Here is a 17260-nt window from a genome sequence, read left to right on the forward strand (position 1 = left end):
CCGGAGGACAGCGCAGCTAAGCCCCGCCCCTACAAAAACGCCAGCAGCAACCTATTCACTTCGGCCGCTTCCTCGTGCTGCACCCAATGGCTGGCTTTGAGGTACGTCAGCTGCCCATCATCGCAAAACTCCAGACTTTGCCGGGCCAAATCTGCCTCCAGAAACGCGTCTTTCTCGCCCCAGATAATGTGCAGCGGCCCCGTCACCCGGCCCGTGCCAGCCAGGCGCCGAGCGTGGCGGGCGGCGGCGCGGTACCAGTTTATCATGCCGCGCAGCGCACCGGGCTGCCGCCAGGCCTGCACATACTCGACCAAATCAGCATTCGAGAACGTGCCGGGCCGGCTCGTGCGGCGCAGGCTTTGGCGGCCAAGCCAGTAATTGCGCAGCCGAATAAAGAACTCGGGCAGCAAGGGTAGCTGAAAGAAAAACACGTACCAGCTTTTGCGCAGCTGCCGCCGGTTTTGGCGCAGCGCCCGGCCCAGCACGCGCGGATGCGGCACGTTCAGCACCACGGTGCGGCTGATGCGGTCAGGATGGTTAGCGGCCAGGTGCCAGGCCACGGCCGCGCCCCAGTCGTGGCCGACGATGGCGGCCGTCTCGCGGCCAGCGGCGTTAATCAGGCCCACAATGTCGGCGGCGAGCTTGTCGATGGTGTAGTCGCGCACGCGGCGCGGCTTGTCGCTCAGGTTGTAGCCGCGCTGGTCGGGCGCCCAGACGCGGTAGCCAGCTTCGGCCAGCGCCTCAATCTGCCGGCGCCAGCCAAACCAGAACTCGGGGAAGCCATGAAGCAGGATAACCAGCGGCCCGGCCGGCGGGCCGCACTGCACCACGTGCAGCGTGAGGCCGTTGGTCGGCACCTGGTGATGTTCGAGGGGGTAGGGCATGAGGGCAGTACCGGCGCCGGGCCGGGCGGGTTGCCTATTACCGGCTGATTATTAGGCGCTTTGCAGCGCGGGCTTGCTGCGGAATAAGAAAGCGCGAACCAGCGGCTGCAACTTGTCCTCCAGGAGATAGGCCACCAGGGTAGTGAACCCAAAATAAAGCACGACCCGAATTCCAAACGACGCTAAAGAGCCCGAGAAAAAGGTGATTCGGTTGAAAAGCAGCAGCACAGGTATGTGAAACACGTAAAGCGCATATGAAATACTGCCTACCCAAGTCAAAAACCGCACGCCGTAGGCGGACACGGCCTCGAGCACTTTAACAGGAAGGCGTAGCAGCCAGCTGATGCCGTAGCACGCCAGCGGCGCAATCAGCCTGATGATGTCGGACCGCTGCTGAACGGTGTAGCAGATGGCAAGCAAAGGCAGTGCTTGCAGCAGCAAGACTACCTGTCTTTTGTAGCGGAGCTTATTGTTTATAAACAGAATAACGCCGACAAAGCAGTACGGCCAGTAGGAGAAATCCGCGAACGTAAACGCTATCTTAAACCAGTGGCTAATGTCCCCATCGTAGGGAAAGCCGATTACGTACCCGTAATGATGAGTTGACAGGCGTTCAAAAGCCAGGGCAAAGCAATTGAAATAAGGAATTGTGAGCAGCAGAAATAAATAGCTCAACAGCTCCCGGCGGCTTACCGGCCGGGTCTCCTTCTGCGCGAAGTGCCGGGCTACTACCACGCCCGACAGCCAAAATGCGAAGCCAAAACAGTAGGACGTAAGGGATGGCGTGTGGAAATGCGCCGCGTAGAAATAGTTGGCAGTGCCGATGACCACCGCTAAAACGCCAACTCTTACAGCGTTCAGGCTAAGATAGGAAAGGGGAATAAATGCCGCGTAGAATAAAACCTCATAGTGCAGCGACCAGATGGGGCCGTTGTCTAATAGCACATTGGAGAGAAAGACGTCTATAAAGGTGAGGTTGCTTAGGATCGTAAAAAAAGAATGAGCGGCCGCGCTTACCAGCAGGGCGGCGACCAGGCTCAGAACGTAAATGGGATAAATTCGAGTAAACCGCTTTTTGACGTACTGGCCGGTAGTGGAGGAGGTGAGGCGTTGTTTGGTACTGATGGCAATAACAAACCCGGACAGCACGAAAAAGACCAGCACCATCAGATGTCCCCCGTCGTAGAGCGCCGTCAGCTTACCGGGGAAATAGTTGGGGTCCAGAAATTTACCGTAGCTGATAACGTGCGAAACCACCACTACCAGGGCCGCGAACCCTCGCAACGCCTCCAGGTCATACTCTATTTTCGGGGGGGCTGCTATCGGCTGGTCTTGCATAGGTAGTGCGGAGGAGAGACGAGGTTGGACTCTCTTCCCGCAAGCTACAACGAGTCAGAGGACGGAAGCTCAGTAGTTGAACTCCTGCTTCACCCTGTATCGGAAGTCCCAGATTCAGGCAACTGGTTTGGCAGCCACCCAAGCCCAGGTCTTGTACTCAGTCATTGACTTCGGGCTGCCGTCCAGAAAATTAGGTGGGCACCTACGCCGCCTGCGCCGGCGCGGCCGCCGAGTTCAGCGCCCGCGCCTCATCGTGGAGCTGGCGCACGAGCGGCAGCAACTCGCTCAGCCGGCAGCAGCAGGAGAGCCGGGCCACTTTGCCGGCCTGGTGCAGCAGGTGGGGCCTGGGTTCCTGGGCCAGGGTGAGTTCGGCGGTTTCGGGGGCGGCTGACGCGACAGCAGCGCGGTAGGAGATATTCATGGGGGTAGGGATTGGAGTTGACGAGCAAGAAAGGCGGTCATGCAGAGCATGTGGCGCATCAAGCCAGGGACGATGCATCTCGCTCGCGGCACTAATCAGCGGAACCAGACGATTAGATTACTACCCCGAGCGAGATGCTTCGCTGTGCTCTGCATGACGTTCTTTTCTAAGGTGTTCTAACTGGCCTGGGCAAACAAATCGAGCTGCTGCGTGACCAGCGCCGAGCGCACCGAGCCGGAACCGAACAGAATCTGCCGCCGCACGGTCTGCTCGTCGAAATCGCGTTGCACGGCGGCATCGTTCTGGCCGCGGCAAGTGAGAAAATACTTGGCCCGCTTGAGCACCACGCCAAACTTGTGCAGGTGCTCAGTCGTGAGGCTGGCGAAGCGGCGGGCGGCCACGATGCGCTTGGCCGAGCGGGCGCCCACGCCGGGGATGCGCAGAATCATCTCGTAATCCGCCGTATTCACATCGACTGGGAAAATGTGGCGGTTGCGCAGGGCCCAGGCCAGCTTGGGGTCAATTTCAAGGTCGAGGTGCGGGTGCGTAGGGTCCAGGATTTCGTCGGCGTCGAAGCCGTAGAAGCGCATGAGCCAGTCGGTCTGGTAGAGCCGGTGCTCGCGGATGACGGGCGGCTGGGTGAGCTGCGGCAGGCGCGCATCATCGGTGACGGGGATGTAGCCGGAGTAGTACACGCGCTTGAGGCCGTAGCCTTTGTAGAGCGAATCGGTCAGCTTGATGATGTCGTGGTCGGTCTCGGCGCTGGCGCCGACGATGAGCTGGGTACTCTGCCCGGCGGTGGCGAAGGCGGGCACCTTCTTGAACAAGGCTTTCTCGTCCTTATTCTGCTGGATGTTGTCCCGAATCTGGCCCATCGGCGTCAGGATTTCCTGGTAGTTCTTCTCCGGCGCGAGCGTGGTGAGGCTCAGCTCCGAGGGCAGCTCGATGTTGACGCTCAGGCGGTCGGCGTAGAGGCCGGCCTCGTGAATCAGCTCCGGCGAGGCGCCGGGGATGGTCTTGACGTGGATGTAGCCATTGAACTGATGCTCGGTGCGCAGCTTTTTGATGATGCGCACGAGGCGCTCCATCGTATAGTCAGGCGAGGAGAAGATGCCGGAACTCAGGAACAGCCCTTCGATGTAGTTGCGGCGGTAGAAGTTAATGGTCAAATCCACCACTTCATCCACGGTGAAGGCGGCGCGCTTCACGTCGTTGGAGCGGCGCGAGACGCAGTAGGCGCAGTCGAAGATGCAGTGGTTGGTGAGCAGAATCTTGAGCAAACTCACGCAACGGCCGTCCTCGGTGTAGGAGTGGCAGATGCCCATACCCTCGGCGTTACCCAGGCCTTTGTTCTCGTTTTTGCGCTTGCCGCCGCTGCTGCTGCACGAAACATCGTACTTGGCGGCGTCGGCTAAAATGCTTAGTTTCTCCTGAATTCGCTCGTTCATCCGGGGCAGGTTCTTATCGGGCCTAAATGTAGGAAATTGTTGCCGAAATGGCGGTATGCTTTAAGCTAATTTTCTTGGAAATAGTTCGATAACAAGGAGGGCAAGGCGAGGAAAAAGGCGGTCATGCTGAGCCCCGCGAAGCATCTCTACCGCTGACTAACTCAATCGTTGCTTGCCATTGATTGCTGCTGCGGTAGAGGTGCTCCGACTCCGCTGCGCTGCGCGGATGCCAGATGAGCGTGACCACCTTTTTAACTCAATTCTCCCTACACACCCACTGCCCCCATTTCCTACCCCCCTACCTTCGTGTAAGCCTGAGCTTAGCCCACTATGCGCCGCGTTGTTTTCCTGTGTTGGTTTCTGCTTTGCGCTGCCCGGTACGCCGCTGGCCAGACGGGCTTCGACCCGCGCGCGGCCGTGCCGCCCGACTCGCTCAACACCCGCCTCAACCGCGCCGGCATCCGGCCCGACTCGCTGCGCCGCCGCTTCGATGAGGAGCGGATTCTGACGGGCCTGAAAAAATACACCAAGCGTAAAACCATTGCCGGCAAGGCGGCGGCGGCCGTATTTCGATTCACCCAGCGCCAGGAAGAACGCACCGGCCTCGATGCCCAGCTGCTGGACCGGCAGTTCGACCAGCACAACTACAAGGTTATCAGGCGCATCAATATCCGCACGCTCGATGCATTCGGCTACTCCTTGCGCGACTCGACCCGGCGGCCGGGCTCGTTCTGGGAGCGGGCCGGCAACACGCTGCACGTGCGCACGGCCCCCAGCCGGGTGCGGCAGGTGCTCACCTTCCGGGTGGGCCACCTGCTGGAGCCACAGGATTTGGCCGAGTCGGAGCGCCTGCTGCGCCAGACCGCCGAGCTGCTCGACGCGCGCGTGCTGGTCAACGAGCGGACGACCACCCGCGACAGCGTAGACATTGAGGTGGTCACGACCGACGTGTTCAGCCTGACCGGGGGCTTCGATCTGGGCGGGGCCGCGGCGGGCGTGGTGCGGGTCGGCGACCTCAACTTCCTGGGCCTGGGCCACAAGCTGCGCAACCGCTACCAGTACGGCCGCTCCCTACCCCAGGCCTGGAGCTACGAGGGCTCCTACGTGGTGCCGTTCCGCAGCTTTCTCACGGCCGAAGCCCGCTACCGCAACCAGTACCAGGACCAGACCGGGGGCGTGTCGCTGCGCCGCGACTTCTACTCGATTACGACCAAGTACGCCGGCGCTTTCTCGGTTGATTTCTACGACCGCGGCGTGGTGCCGCCCCTGAATCAGCCCACCGAAACCCCAGAGTTTCAGCCCCTGCGCTACGCCACCCAGGATGCCTGGCTGGGCCGCTCGTTCCGGCTGCGCTCCTACGATTTGGGCTATGAGAATCCGGGCCGCCTCATCGTCTCGGGCCGGGTGCTGCGCTCGGATTATAGCCGGCGCCCGGCCTTCGATTCCAGCGCCAGCGCCCCCATCTACCGCAACTCGACCTTGCTCTTGGGCACGGTGGGCTACTCGGTGCGCCGCTACTACAAAGACCAGTACCTGTTCGGCTTCGGCCGCACTGAGGACGTGCCGACGGGCACGCTGCTCAGCTTCACGGCTGGGATGGACCTGAGCCGCGAAATTCCGCGCCGCTACCTGGCCGCGCGCCTCGCGGCCGCCGGCTACAACGCGCGCGCCGGCTACCTCTACGCCAGCGCCGAGCTAGGCGCATTTCAACGCACCGGTGGCGCCGCGCGCGGCGGCTGGGAGCAGGGGCTGCTCAGCGCCGAAACCCTGTACTTCACCCGCCTGCTACACCGCGGCAACTACCAGTTCCGGCATTCGCTTAGCAGCCGCACCACGCTGGGCATCAACCGCTTCGAGACCGAAAGCCTCGGTCAGGGCATTGGGGGCGACCGGGGCCTGCGCGGCTTCCGGGCCGGCCAGAGTTTGTTTCCCACCTCGCGCATGGTGCTCAACTATGAAACCACGATGTTCACGCCGCTCTCCTTTCTGGGCTTCCGCCTGGCCGGCGTCGCCTTTGCCGATGCGGCCTGGATTTCGCAGCGGGCCGGCGGCGGCTCGCCCTTCGGCCGCAGCAGCGTGCCCTACACGGGCTTCGGGCTGGGCCTGCGCTTTCGCAACGAGTTCACGGCCATCCGCACGTTTCAGGTGCTGCTGGGTTTTTATCCGCGCGGCCAGCTCACGCCCAACGGGCTGCGCCTATTTGAAAGCTCCCGCGACGCGTATCAGTTTTCGGATTTCAGCTTCGGGCAGCCGGGCATCGCGCAGTATCAGTAGGGTGGTGAGGTGGTGATTCAGTGAGGGGTTAGGCGAACACCAACTCCCCTCCTTTTTTAAGGAGGGGACGTTTTCACGAAGTGAAAACTGGGGTGGTGCAGGTCGTTGAACGACTTCGGCCGCAAAGCGGGGGGTAGGAAAATAGCCGGGAGTAGTCGTTCAGCTATTGTTCAACGACGCCCACCACCCCAATTTTTGCTGCGCAAAAATGTCCCTTCCTTAAAAAAGGAGGGAAGTTGTTGTTCGCCTACCCCCTCCCCAGCCCGCTACCTTTGCCCACTCCCTACCCCCCTATTCAAGAAATGCAGCTCGGCGACTATAACGACCTGGAAGTAGCCCGCGAAACCAGCATCGGCCTCTACCTGACCTCGGATGATGGTGACCTGCTCTTGCCCGGCAAGTACGTGGCGCCCGGCACCCGCGTGGGCGACGTGCTGCGCGTGTTCGTGTACCGCGACTCTGAAGACCGCCTCATTGCCACCACCCAGCGCCCGCTGGCCGTCGTCAATTCCTTTGCCGGCCTGAGCGTGCGCGACCAGGGCCCGGCCGGCGCCTTTCTGGACTGGGGCCTGGAAAAAGACCTGCTCCTGCCCTTCCCCAACCAGCGGCGGCCGGTGCGGGTGGGCGAACGGGTGCTGGTGTACGTGTACCTGGATGACACCACCGACCGCCTTGTGGCCACCACCAAGTGGGCCGGCTTCCTGTCCGACGAGCCTTTCCAAGGAAGAAGTGGCGAGGAGGTGCAGCTGCTCATTGCCGATGAAACCGACCTGGGCTACAACGTCATCGTCAATGGTACGCATCGCGGCCTGCTCTACGCCAATGAGGTCTTCCGGCCCCTGCGGCCGGGCGACGCGCTGCCCGGCTTTCTGCGCCAGGTGCGCCCCCAGGACGGCAAGCTCGACGTGACTTTGCGCCGCCCTGGCTACGCCGAAGCCCAGGCCGCTACTGACGTGCTGCTCAGCGCCTTGCGCGACAACCAGGGCCGCCTGCCGCTCGGCGACAAAAGCCTGTCCGACGACGTGTACCGCCGCCTGGGCATGAGCAAGAAAGTGTTCAAGCAGGCCCTGGGCGCCCTGTTCCGGCGGGGCCTGGTGGAGCTGGCGCCGGAAGAGACGCGCCTGCGGTGAGGAAGTTCATAAGCCCATTGTAGCATCGCTTTCTTCATTTAAAACTACCTCAACAATGCTCACTTATAGTCAAGTAACCTTCAAAACCCTGCGGGAGCATTTTGGTATTCGGGTCGAAACTATTCCGTTCCTACCCCCCATTGTACCGCGGGCGCTGCCCGACTGGCTGGTGCGCTATTTGGCTATCAACCCCCTGACCCCGACCATCAGCAAGTCCGAAAAAGCCGTTTCGGAAGTGCTCATCGCGCCGGTACTCTCCGCCGTGAAAGAGCACTACGCCGGGCAGATTGGCGTTTTTTCCGGCGAACCGCTCAGCACGGATGAGCTGGTAGGGGTCTGTGACTTTATTATCACGGCTAGTGCCACCGCCCCGCTAGCCGAGCCGCCCATCATCGTGCTGGTCAAAGCCAAGCGGCAGAACATCCTGAGCGGCGTGCCGCAGTGCGCCGCCGAGATGTTGGCGGCCCGTGAGCTTAATCGGCAGGAAAACATTGCCTACCCCGCCATCTACGGGTGCGTGACTTCCGGCATTGAGTGGGCGTTTTTACGCTTGCAGCAGGACCTTGTTCAAGCGGACCCCAGCGTGTTCAATCACCGGGAGTTGGAGCAGGTGCTGGGCGTCTTCGACTACCTGCTAACGCAGTTTGACTTAAAGCGGCAGGCGGTTTAAAACTTAATTACTCCCCTCCCTACCCCCTCTTTGCTACCAAATGCCCAAAACTGCTTTACTCGCCGGGGCCACGGGCCTTATTGGCTCGCAGCTGCTGCCCCTGCTGCTGGCCTCAGCGCGCTACTCGAAGGTGATAGTGGTCGGGCGCCGGCCGCTCCCGCAGGCGCATCCCAAGCTGGTGCAGGTCGTCACGGAGCTGGATAAGCTGGAAGACTTCCGGGCGCAGCTCATGGCCGATGACGTGTTTTGCTGCCTGGGCACCACCATGAAGCAGGCGGGCTCGCGGGAAGCCTTCTATAAAGTTGATTATCAGTACGTGGTGCGACTGGCGGCGCTGGCGGCCGGCAACTTCGCGGCCCAGTTCATGGTCGTCTCCAGCCTGGGTGCCGACGCGCGCAGCCGGGTGTACTACACCCGCGTGAAGGGCGAGATGGAGGCTACCGTGCGGCAAACCGCGTTCCGGGCCATCCATATCTTCCGGCCCTCGCTGCTGCTCGGCGCGCGGGCTACGCCCCGGCTGGCCGAGCGCATTAGCGCCGCGCTGCTGGCGCTGACCCGGCCGCTGCTCGTGGGGCCGCTGTGGGCCTACCGGGCGGTGCCCGCTGCGGCGGTGGCGGCGGCTATGCTGCGCGCCGCCGAAGACGACGGCGGCGGCGTGCGCGTGCACGGGGCGGTCGAAATCGCCCGTGCTGCCTGAGTGGCGGCAGCGCCACCAGCCGGAGTAGCTGGCGGGACAGCGGGGCCTCAAAGAAGCCCCGCTGGCAGGTGGCGAGGCTGCCCGGAAGGCCGGGAAAGCTGATTGCGGATGGGCCGGCGCTGCCAGCTCAGCGCGCTTGGTAGAGAAGGCTGAATGCCTTCTCCCGCGACTTTCCGCTGTCGATATACTGCTGAAGGGCCCCCAAAGCGGTGGGCGTCGCCTTGTAGCCGCTTATCAAGTGACTGAGCAGCGCGTTTTCTACCTCGCGCTGCCGCTGGCACCGGGCGCAGGCCACCTCGGGCGGCAGGCCATCGGGGGCGGATGAAAAATAATTGCTAAACATAATAAATTTTAACTTAATAATATGGATTTTTCAACAAGCACCCCTAAAATAAGGAGGAGCTTAGGGACTAAATAATTTGAACCTCAGCACGAGCTTACGCTCTCACTTTCAGACTCAAATTTATTTATCATTGGCCCGGATAAATTATTTACTCTGCTAATGAAAACAGTTACTCGTTGAACGATTCCGCTGTCCGGACCAACCACCAAACTCTTCAGCCAGCACCTTGAGCGGGGGTTTTGTGAGAATATTGTATAACATATATTATTTTGCGACGCCCGTTCGGAAAGCTCTGATGCAGCATCCGTGCGTCCTACAAGTGCTGGCCCCGGCTCCCGTAAATCAGCTGCTGAAACCACGGCTCTGGCGGAGCGCCCCGGCCCCCGGCCCAGCTGCCACCGGGCGCGGTAAGCGGGCGCGGCAAGCGGCTCCGACGAGTTTCGGGGAAAGCTTGCGCAGAGCCATTGGCCCGGCCGTATCCGGCCGGCAGTCCCTACCCCCCTGGCGGACGCCAACGCCCCAGCAGCCGCGCCCGCCAGCGGCTAGAAGAGGCGGATGCGGTAGGTGACATCGGTGGCGCCGCCGAACAGGCCGTAACCGGCGCGCACGTTGGAGGCCAGCGGGGCAGGCTCGGCGAAGGGGTTGTCGTTGCTGTCGTAGTAGCGGCGGCGCGAGAGGTAAAACTGGTAGGCCTCGGCTGTGATGCTGCTCACCGTCACCTCGATGTAGCCCGGCTCCGGCGGCACGCTGCCCTGAACGGAATAAGCAAGGTAGAAGCGCGCGTCGGTGGCCAGCGTGAGGCGCTGCCCGTTCAAGCCGTCGTCGGCAAACGGAAACAGCTGGTAGCCGTAGCTGCCGCCGGGGCTGGAGAGCTGAAACTGCCCCAGCACCACATCCTGGTCCTGGCTTTCGTAGTCCGGCTCCAGCGCCGACCATTCCGCCGGCTGCCCCTGCCGGTCGAGCACGCGGGCGTAGGCCAGGTAGTAGTTGGCGGTGGCGGGGTCGTCGCGCACGGTCAGGGTGAGGCGGCCACGGTAGCTGCCGGGGTAGTCGTTGGGTCCGGCGGCGCGGAGCACGTAGGCGGCCGTATCAATGACGGCCGGCTGGGGCAGCGTGAGGGTGCTTTCGGCGGTTTCGAGGCCGGGCAGCGTGGCGCGCAGCGTGTAGGTTTGGCCGGGCCGGGGCTGGAAGTTGAGCACAGGGCGGTAAGCACCAGGCAGGCCATTACCGGGCGCGGCACCGGGCGGCAGGTGCCGGTAGCGCTCCACGACGGCGCCGGCAGCATCGCGCAGCTCCACGGTGGCGTCGGCGCGCCCGCGCAGTTCGCTTTGGTCGAACACGCGCTGGCTGTTGCTGAGGTAGAGCTGGCGCCCCTGGTACAGCTCCCGGAAGGATGAGTCCTGGGGCGTGGTGGTAAGCGTGTAGGTGAGGGCCACGCGGGGCGTATGCGGCGGCTCGGGCAAATCGACGGTGGATTCGCAGCTGCTGAGGGCGGCGGTCAGGAGCAGCAGGGAGATTTTAGCCATGATGGAAAGCGCAAGTAAAAATGACGGGCGGGCCACCTTCCCTACCCCCCCGCGCCAGACAGGGGGGTAGGGAATGCGGCCAACTTCCTCAGAATCGAAACGTTTTGCTGAACGAAGGCAGAATCGGAAATAGCGACACCTGCCGGTAGGTTGACTTGTCGTTGGAGTCCCGGCCGAGGTAGATGAAGTAGGGATTCTTGCGGTTGTAGGCGTTGTAGACGCTGAAGCTGTTTACCACTTCGCCCCAGCGCTTTTTCTTGGTCTTGCTCAAATCCAGGTCGAGGCGGTGGTAGGCGGCCATGCGGTAGCCGTTGCGGTTGCCGTAGTCCTCGAAGGTGTCGCCGCCGGAGGGGCCCGGCAGCGAATAGCGGCCCTGCGAGAGCGTGACGGCGTTGCCGGAGCCATACACGGCCGTACCCGAGAGCGTAAACGTAGGGCTGAACTCGTGAATCACGACCAGCTTGACATCGTGGCGGCGGTCATATTTATAGGAAAAAAGGCGGCCCTGATTCAGGTCGGCGAAGCGGCGCGTGCTCCAGGCCAGGGTGTAGCCGAGCCAGCCGGTGGTGCGGCCGGATTTCTTCTGCACGAATACCTCGCCGCCGTAGGCCCAGCCCCGGCCGCTCGTGACTTTGCTTTCGTAATTATCGTCCGACGTGCCGATAAAGTCGGCGCCCTCCCGAAACTCAATCAGGTGGCGCATGGGCTTGTAGTAGGTCTCGAAGCTCAGTTCAAAATCCTCGTCCCGGAAGCGCAGGCTGCGGGCCGCGCCCAGGCTCACTTGCTGGGCCAGCTGGGGCCGCACGCGGGCCGTGGCCGGCACCCACAAATCGGTGGGCAGGCCGATGCTGGAGTTGGTGAGCAGGTGCACGTACTGCGTGGTGCGGGCGTAGGCAGCTTTCAGGGCCCAGTTTTCGGTGAGCAGCAGGCGGCCGGAGACCCGCGGCTCCAGCGACGGATAGAGCTTGCTATCGACCCGAAAGGAATTCAGGCGCAGGCCGGCGTTCACCTTCAGGCGGTCCGTGAGCTTGTAATCGTCCTCGGCGTAGAGGCTGGCCTCGTCGGCGGGGATGCGGCGGCCGGTTCGCACGTTCTCGGTGGGGTCGGTGCTGCCCTTGGTTTGGAAGGCGCCGGGCCGGAACTGATGGCGGATGTACTGCCCGCCGAAGCGCACGTAGTGGGCCGGGTTGGGCACGTAGTCGAAATCGGTTTTCAAGCTCAAATCCTGAATATTCGACAGGTAGTTAAGCGCAAACTTCTCGGTGCGCGACTGGCCCTGCGCATCGCGGAATCGGTCTTCCTGCGCGATGCCGACATCGAACTGATAGCGGGTGTAAGTGAAGTGGGTGTTCACGAACAGCCGGTCGTTCACGATGTGGTTCCAGCGCAGGGCGGCGGTGCGGTTGCCCCAGCCCAGGGCGTTGGTTTGCTTGCTTGACTCGTCGCTGCCGCGCTCATATTCGTCGTTGGCGTAGAACTCATCGTAGCCGGTGTAGCCGCTCAGATACAGCCGGTCGCGGGCGCCTAGTTTCCAGTTGAGCTTGCCGTTGAGGTCGTAGAAATAGTAGCCGGCGCTCACGCCGTCGGACTGCGCCAGGATGAGCGGGCGGGCCAGAATGTCGATGTAGGTGCGCCGGGCCGAGAAGATAAACGAGGCCGTATCCTTCTTGATGGGCCCTTCCAGGGTCAGGCGCGAGGCGATGAGGCCGATGGCACCTTCGCCGTGAAACTTTTGCATGTTGCCTTCCTTGAGGCTGATATCGACCACCGACGAAAGCCTACCCCCATACCGGGCCGGGAAACCGCCCTTAATCAACTCCACGTTCTTGATGGCGTCGGCGTTGAAGACCGAGAAGAAGCCAAACAGGTGCGAGGCGTTGTAGACCGGCGTGCCGTCGAGCAGAATCAGGTTCTGGTCGGGCGAGCCGCCGCGCACGTAGAGGCCGCTGCTGCCCTCGCCGCCGCTCTGCACGCCGGGCAGCAGTTGCAGGGCCTTGAGCACGTCGGTTTCGCCAAACAGCGCCGGCAGGAGCTTGATTTGGTTGATGGGAATGTTAATAGTGCCCATGCGGGTGCTCTCGGCCAGCTTCTCGTCGCGGCTGCCCACCACCTCGACCCCCGTCAGCTCGGCCGAGGCGGCTTTCAACCGGAAATCATACGTAAAGCTGCCCTCGGCCCGCCGCGCCAGCCGCTGCCGCTCGTAGCCCAGCGACGAAACCAGCAGCCGCACCGAATCAGGAGCCGCCCCGCCGCCGCTGAGCGTGAGCGAGTAGAAGCCGTAGGTGTTGGTGGTGGTGCCCTGCCCGCTGGCCGGGTGCACCACGGCCACGCCGGGCAGGCTTTCGCCGGTGGCGCCGTCGCGCACGTAGCCGCTGATGGTGAGCCGGTTGCCGGTCTGTGCCTGGCCCGGCCGGGCGCTCAGCAGCGCGCCGCTCAGCAGCAGAAAGCGAAAAGGTGTTTTCATGCAGGGAAGAAAGGGAAAGCAATGGGCAGCGAAGCTAGCTGAGCATTTGTTTAGCAGGAGCCACCGGCGCGGGTTTGGGTTGCTTAAGAATGAAAAAAGCCGACTGTTCGGGCGAAACAGCCGGCTTTGAGCGGTCCGGGCAACGGCAGTGAATTTGAGGGGGTAGGCAGTAGCGTGGACTTTGCGAGTCCGCGCGGGAACGAGACCTGAACGATACCCGCTCAGCAAACGCGCGGACTCGCAGAGTCCACGCTACTAGCCGCTACTTCTTGCGGTACTCGCTGTTCAAATAGGTCAGCACGGGGGCCGTGATGTCGAGGTCTTTCTGGCCGTAGGCGATGGTGCCGCTGGGCGCGGCGATGAGGATGAGCTGGTAGCCGCGGGCCTTGCCGTAGGCCTCGACCTGCTTGTTGATGCGGCCGAGCACGGTGCTGGTGAGCTTGGCTTCCTCCTCCTGGGCCTGCTGCTGAAGCTGCTGCTGCTGCTGGGCCACCTGCTGCTGCTGGGCGCCGAGCTTCTGCTCGGTGGCGGCGCGCTGCTCGGCCGTGAGGCCGTCGGCCGATTTCTGATACTGCTCGACGGCGGTTTTGAAGCCCGTGAGCAGGGTTTGGTTTTGGCGCTCCCAGCCTTTGGCTTTCGTCTCGAAGGCTTTGCGAGCGTCCTTCATGCCCTGGTAGCCATCGAGCAGCTTGCCCGACTCGACGTAGGCAATTTTGCCTTTGGTAGCGGCCGTGGGTGCGGGCAGGGCCGCGGCTGCGGCCGTCACCGCCGGGGTTTGCTCGGCTACGGGCGTTTCGGGGGGGGTAGGGATTTCGGGGGTTGTAGCGGCGGTCGTAGCGGTCGTGGCCGAATCAGCGGTAGCAGCGGTGGTTGCTATGGCGGCCGGCTTGGCAGCGCCGCCGACGGAGCGGGAGCTGAAATGCAGGAAAAACAGCACGGCTACGGCCACTCCGAGCACGGCGTTGATAACGGTTTGCAAAGAATTCATGAACAGGATAAAGCAGTTGGGCTTACAAAGAAAGGTGTTTTGGCGACGTGGCACTGAGGCTGACCTGGCGCGGGGCTGGGTCCCGTGGCAGGTCAGAAGAGGTCTCCGGCCCACAGGATGCCCCCTGCCGCATGACCCATGAACGACGCGAGCGGCGCAACCCGGCCGGAGGCCGGGCACTAATCGGCACGGGCACAACCCCGCGCCAAACGGATTTGTCAGCTCCCCTACCCCAGCATGGCCAGGTGCAGCAGGGCGTCGCCCTGATTGACGACGGGCATGTAGTTAAGGCCAATGACGTAACCGCTCAGCGGCGACTCCAGGCGCACGGCCTGCAGGCCATACGGGTCGGCCACGGAGCCGAAGAGCTGGCCTTTTTCCACGAAGTCGCCCAGCCCGACGTGGGCCCGGAATAGGCCCGCGAACCTTGCCCGCAGCCAGCGGTGACGCCGGCACACGAGGCCTGGCCGCCCCGGCGCCGGCGCCGCCGGCCCCATGCCCAGGTGGTGCAGCACCCGCAAGGTGCCCGCCACGGCCTCCTCAATGCCGGGCTCGTCGAGGCGCAGGCTCTCGCCGGTTTCGTAGACGATGAGCGGCTTGCCGGCGGCGCCGGCCGCCTCGCGCAGCGAGCCCGGCCGCAGCGCCGCGTGCAAGGTGAAGGGCGCGGCAAAAGCGCTGGCCAGCGCATCGGTGCGCGGGTCGTCGCCGAGCACACAGCGCACTTGCGGGGCGTTGGCGCGGGCCGCGCCGCCAGTATGAAAATCAATGCCATAGTCCACCAATGGCATAATTTCGCGCATGAAGCGGTGGGCCACGCGGCTGGCCACCGAGCCGCGCGGATGGCCCGGAAAGGCGCGGTTCACGTCCTTGCCGTCGGGCACGTCGCGGCTGAAGTTCAGAAAGCCGTAGATGTTGAGAATCGGAATGGCGATGATGCTGCCGCTGGTAGGTTGAAGCAAGTTGCGGCGCACGAGCCGGCGGATGGTCTCGATGCCGTTCACCTCGTCGCCGTGCATCCCGGCCATCAGCAGCAAGCCCGGCCCCGGCGCCGCGGCCCGGATGACGTGCACCGGCACGTCAATCACGGCCCCCGACGGCAGCTTGGCAATGACCAGGCGGGTGAGCACCCGCTCGCCGGGAGCAATGGTCAAGCCATTGAGGTGGAGAAGGTCAGGCAAGGCAAGGGGGGGGGTAGGGAATGGAGGCGGTCAAACTCCCCTCCTTTTTTAAGGAGGGGATGTCAGGCCGCAAGCCTGACGGGGGTGGTGCGCGTCGTTGAACAAGGACGGGCGACCCTTGAGTTAAAACAGGGGGGTAAGGAAGTAGCGTGGGCACCACCGTTCAGGTTTCGTTCAACGACGCGCACCACCCCAGTGGCCGCTACGCGGCCACGTCCCCTCCTTAAAAAAGGAGGGGAGTTGTCGTTCTACCCCGCCACATCCGCCTGCGAATCCGGCGCGGCTTCTTTCTTCGTTTTGGGCTTGGCCGCCGCTTTCTTGCGCTTGCTGAGCCCGGCGGTATAGTCGATGATGCGGCCGGCGATGTCCAGGCCGGTGGCGCGCTCGATGCCTTCGAGGCCGGGCGAGGAGTTGACTTCCAGCACCAGCGGGCCGCGCTTGCTTTGCAGCATATCGACGCCCGCGATGCCCAGGCCCAGGGCTTTAGTGGCGAGCAGGGCGGCGGCCTTCTCAGAGCGCGAGAGCTTGACCAGCGTCCCTACCCCCCCCCGGTGCAGGTTAGAGCGAAACTCGCCCTCGGCGCCCTGCCGGCGCATGGCGCCCACCACCTCGCCATCCACCACAAAGGCGCGCAGGTCGGCCCCCTTGCTTTCGGCGATGAACTCCTGCACGATGATGCGGGCCTTGAGGTTGTGAAAGGCCTCAATCACGCTCTGGGCGGCTTTTTCGGATTCGGCCAGCACCACGCCCAGGCCCTGGGTGCCTTCCAGTAACTTGATGATGACCGGCGCGCCGCCGACCTGCCGAATCATGGCCGGCACGTCTTCGGAGTAGTTGGTGAAGGCGGTTTTGGGCATCCCTACCCCCGCCCGGCTCAGAATCTGCATCGAGCGCAGCTTGTCGCGCGAGCGCACGATGGCCTGCGACTCGACGGCCGTGCGCACCTTCATCATCTCAAACTGCCGCACCACGGCCGTACCGTAGAACGTGACCGACGCCCCGATGCGCGGCACGATGGCGTCGAAGCCGCTGAGCAGCTCACTCTTATAAATAATGCCCGGCCGGCCCTTTTCCAGCACCAGGTTGCACTGCAAATGGTCCACGACCACGGCCACGTGCCCGCGCGCAAGGGCAGCCGCCACGAGCCGCTGCGTGGAGTAGGATTTGGGCTCCCGCGAGAGGATAGCTAGTTTCATCAGCGGCGGCGGTGAATGAGTGATTAAGTGAAGTTGCGGACGGACAAACTAACTAGTAAGCCAGCGCACCAGGAAAAAGCAAACAAAGACAAGAAAAGACAAAACAACTGCACAGGCACGCAACTCAGCCCTTGGCGTCGCTCCCGGCCCTCCACTCAATCACCCATTCACTCAGTCACCGCGCCCGCCGCGCCTTAACTTCAAACCGGCGCGAGAGGTTACGCCGGGCCACATCGACCATGAAGCGACCCTGGCGCAACAGGCTGCGGCCCAGCAAGACCGGGTATTTCATGTCGGAGCGGTCGGCGAGCGAAAACTCGGCCTCAAAGTCTTCGCCGTAGAGGCGCACCACGGCCCGAATCACGTAGCGCTCCTGCACCTCGCCGTTGGAGGAGCGGATGTCGCGCAGCTGAAATTCCTGGAAAGTGAGCGGCCGGCCGTCGAAGCCGGCGTGATCGGGGTCGAGCAGGCGGGCGTGCAGCAGCGGCCCCGCGCCGGGCCGGATTTCGAGGCGCACGTCGGCGCAGTGCAGGGCGCTGGTGTAGGCGCCGGTGTCCACCTTGGCCTCGATGCCGTGCAGGCCGAACGCCGGGAAGTCAAGCAGCTCGCGGCGGCCGAGCAGGCGTTTGGGGAGGCGAAGCATGAGGGTACGGACGGGCTGGGCGGCGTAAGGGGGGGGTAGGGAAATCAGGGCTCAACAAAG

General features: G+C 63.2%; 14 protein-coding genes. 4 read left to right on the forward strand and 10 right to left on the reverse strand.

The annotated features are described in order from the left end of the window. Positions 1–29: 29 nt before the first annotated feature. The 4 genes from ACFE70_RS04245 to ACFE70_RS04260 form a co-directional block, all read right to left on the reverse strand. A complete protein-coding gene (locus ACFE70_RS04245) occupies positions 30–884 on the reverse strand; it encodes an alpha/beta fold hydrolase (RefSeq protein ID WP_375416476.1) in 855 nt (284 codons plus the stop codon). A gap of 51 nt (positions 885–935) precedes the next feature. After that, positions 936–2222 carry an acyltransferase family protein gene (locus ACFE70_RS04250; RefSeq protein WP_375416477.1) on the reverse strand — a complete coding sequence of 429 codons (1287 nt, stop codon included), beginning with the start codon at positions 2220–2222 and terminating at the stop codon, positions 936–938. A 202-nt stretch (positions 2223–2424) separates the two neighbouring features. Next, complete coding sequence (locus ACFE70_RS04255; RefSeq protein WP_375416478.1) at positions 2425–2643, reverse strand: hypothetical protein; 219 nt, start codon at positions 2641–2643, stop codon at positions 2425–2427. A gap of 176 nt (positions 2644–2819) precedes the next feature. Continuing rightward, the gene (locus tag ACFE70_RS04260) at positions 2820–4091 is read right to left on the reverse strand and encodes a putative DNA modification/repair radical SAM protein (protein ID WP_375416479.1); all 1272 of its coding nucleotides are present in this window, start codon (positions 4089–4091) and stop codon (positions 2820–2822) included. Positions 4092–4421: 330 nt separating this feature from the next. Here ACFE70_RS04260 and ACFE70_RS04265 point away from each other — a divergent pair, with 330 nt between their 5' ends. From ACFE70_RS04265 to ACFE70_RS04280, 4 genes are all read left to right on the forward strand, one after another. Continuing rightward, positions 4422–6365 (forward strand): hypothetical protein, encoded by a 1944-nt coding sequence (locus ACFE70_RS04265; protein ID WP_375416480.1) that lies wholly within the window; start codon positions 4422–4424, stop codon positions 6363–6365. Between the two features lie 272 nt (positions 6366–6637). Further along, positions 6638–7495 carry a S1 RNA-binding domain-containing protein gene (locus tag ACFE70_RS04270; RefSeq protein WP_375416481.1) on the forward strand — a complete coding sequence of 286 codons (858 nt, stop codon included), beginning with the start codon at positions 6638–6640 and terminating at the stop codon, positions 7493–7495. 55 nt (positions 7496–7550) lie between these two features. Continuing rightward, positions 7551–8165 carry a hypothetical protein gene (locus tag ACFE70_RS04275; RefSeq protein WP_375416482.1) on the forward strand — a complete coding sequence of 205 codons (615 nt, stop codon included), beginning with the start codon at positions 7551–7553 and terminating at the stop codon, positions 8163–8165. 40 nt (positions 8166–8205) lie between these two features. Further along, positions 8206–8862 (forward strand): NAD-dependent epimerase/dehydratase family protein, encoded by a 657-nt coding sequence (locus ACFE70_RS04280; RefSeq protein WP_375416483.1) that lies wholly within the window; start codon positions 8206–8208, stop codon positions 8860–8862. Between the two features lie 885 nt (positions 8863–9747). On the opposite strand, the gene ACFE70_RS04285 is transcribed toward ACFE70_RS04280, so the two are convergent. The 6 genes from ACFE70_RS04285 to ACFE70_RS04310 form a co-directional block, all read right to left on the reverse strand. Continuing rightward, positions 9748–10731: a DUF4249 domain-containing protein gene (locus ACFE70_RS04285; RefSeq protein WP_375416484.1), complete on the reverse strand. Its 984-nt coding sequence runs from the start codon at positions 10729–10731 to the stop codon at positions 9748–9750. A gap of 88 nt (positions 10732–10819) precedes the next feature. Next, a complete protein-coding gene (locus ACFE70_RS04290; RefSeq protein WP_375416485.1) occupies positions 10820–13195 on the reverse strand; it encodes a TonB-dependent receptor domain-containing protein in 2376 nt (791 codons plus the stop codon). Between the two features lie 262 nt (positions 13196–13457). Continuing rightward, complete coding sequence (locus ACFE70_RS04295) at positions 13458–14183, reverse strand: OmpH family outer membrane protein (RefSeq protein WP_375416486.1); 726 nt, start codon at positions 14181–14183, stop codon at positions 13458–13460. 227 nt (positions 14184–14410) lie between these two features. After that, complete coding sequence (locus ACFE70_RS04300; protein WP_375416487.1) at positions 14411–15361, reverse strand: succinylglutamate desuccinylase/aspartoacylase family protein; 951 nt, start codon at positions 15359–15361, stop codon at positions 14411–14413. Between the two features lie 248 nt (positions 15362–15609). Further along, a complete protein-coding gene (gene rimK / locus ACFE70_RS04305) occupies positions 15610–16557 on the reverse strand; it encodes a 30S ribosomal protein S6--L-glutamate ligase (RefSeq protein ID WP_375416488.1) in 948 nt (315 codons plus the stop codon). A 175-nt stretch (positions 16558–16732) separates the two neighbouring features. Continuing rightward, positions 16733–17200, reverse strand: a complete 468-nt coding sequence (locus tag ACFE70_RS04310; protein WP_375416489.1) for an ATP-dependent zinc protease — start codon at positions 17198–17200, stop codon at positions 16733–16735. Between the last annotated feature and the right edge of the window lie 60 nt (positions 17201–17260).

The organism is uncultured Hymenobacter sp. (assembly GCF_964243305.1).
Lineage (GTDB): Bacteria > Bacteroidota > Bacteroidia > Cytophagales > Hymenobacteraceae > Hymenobacter.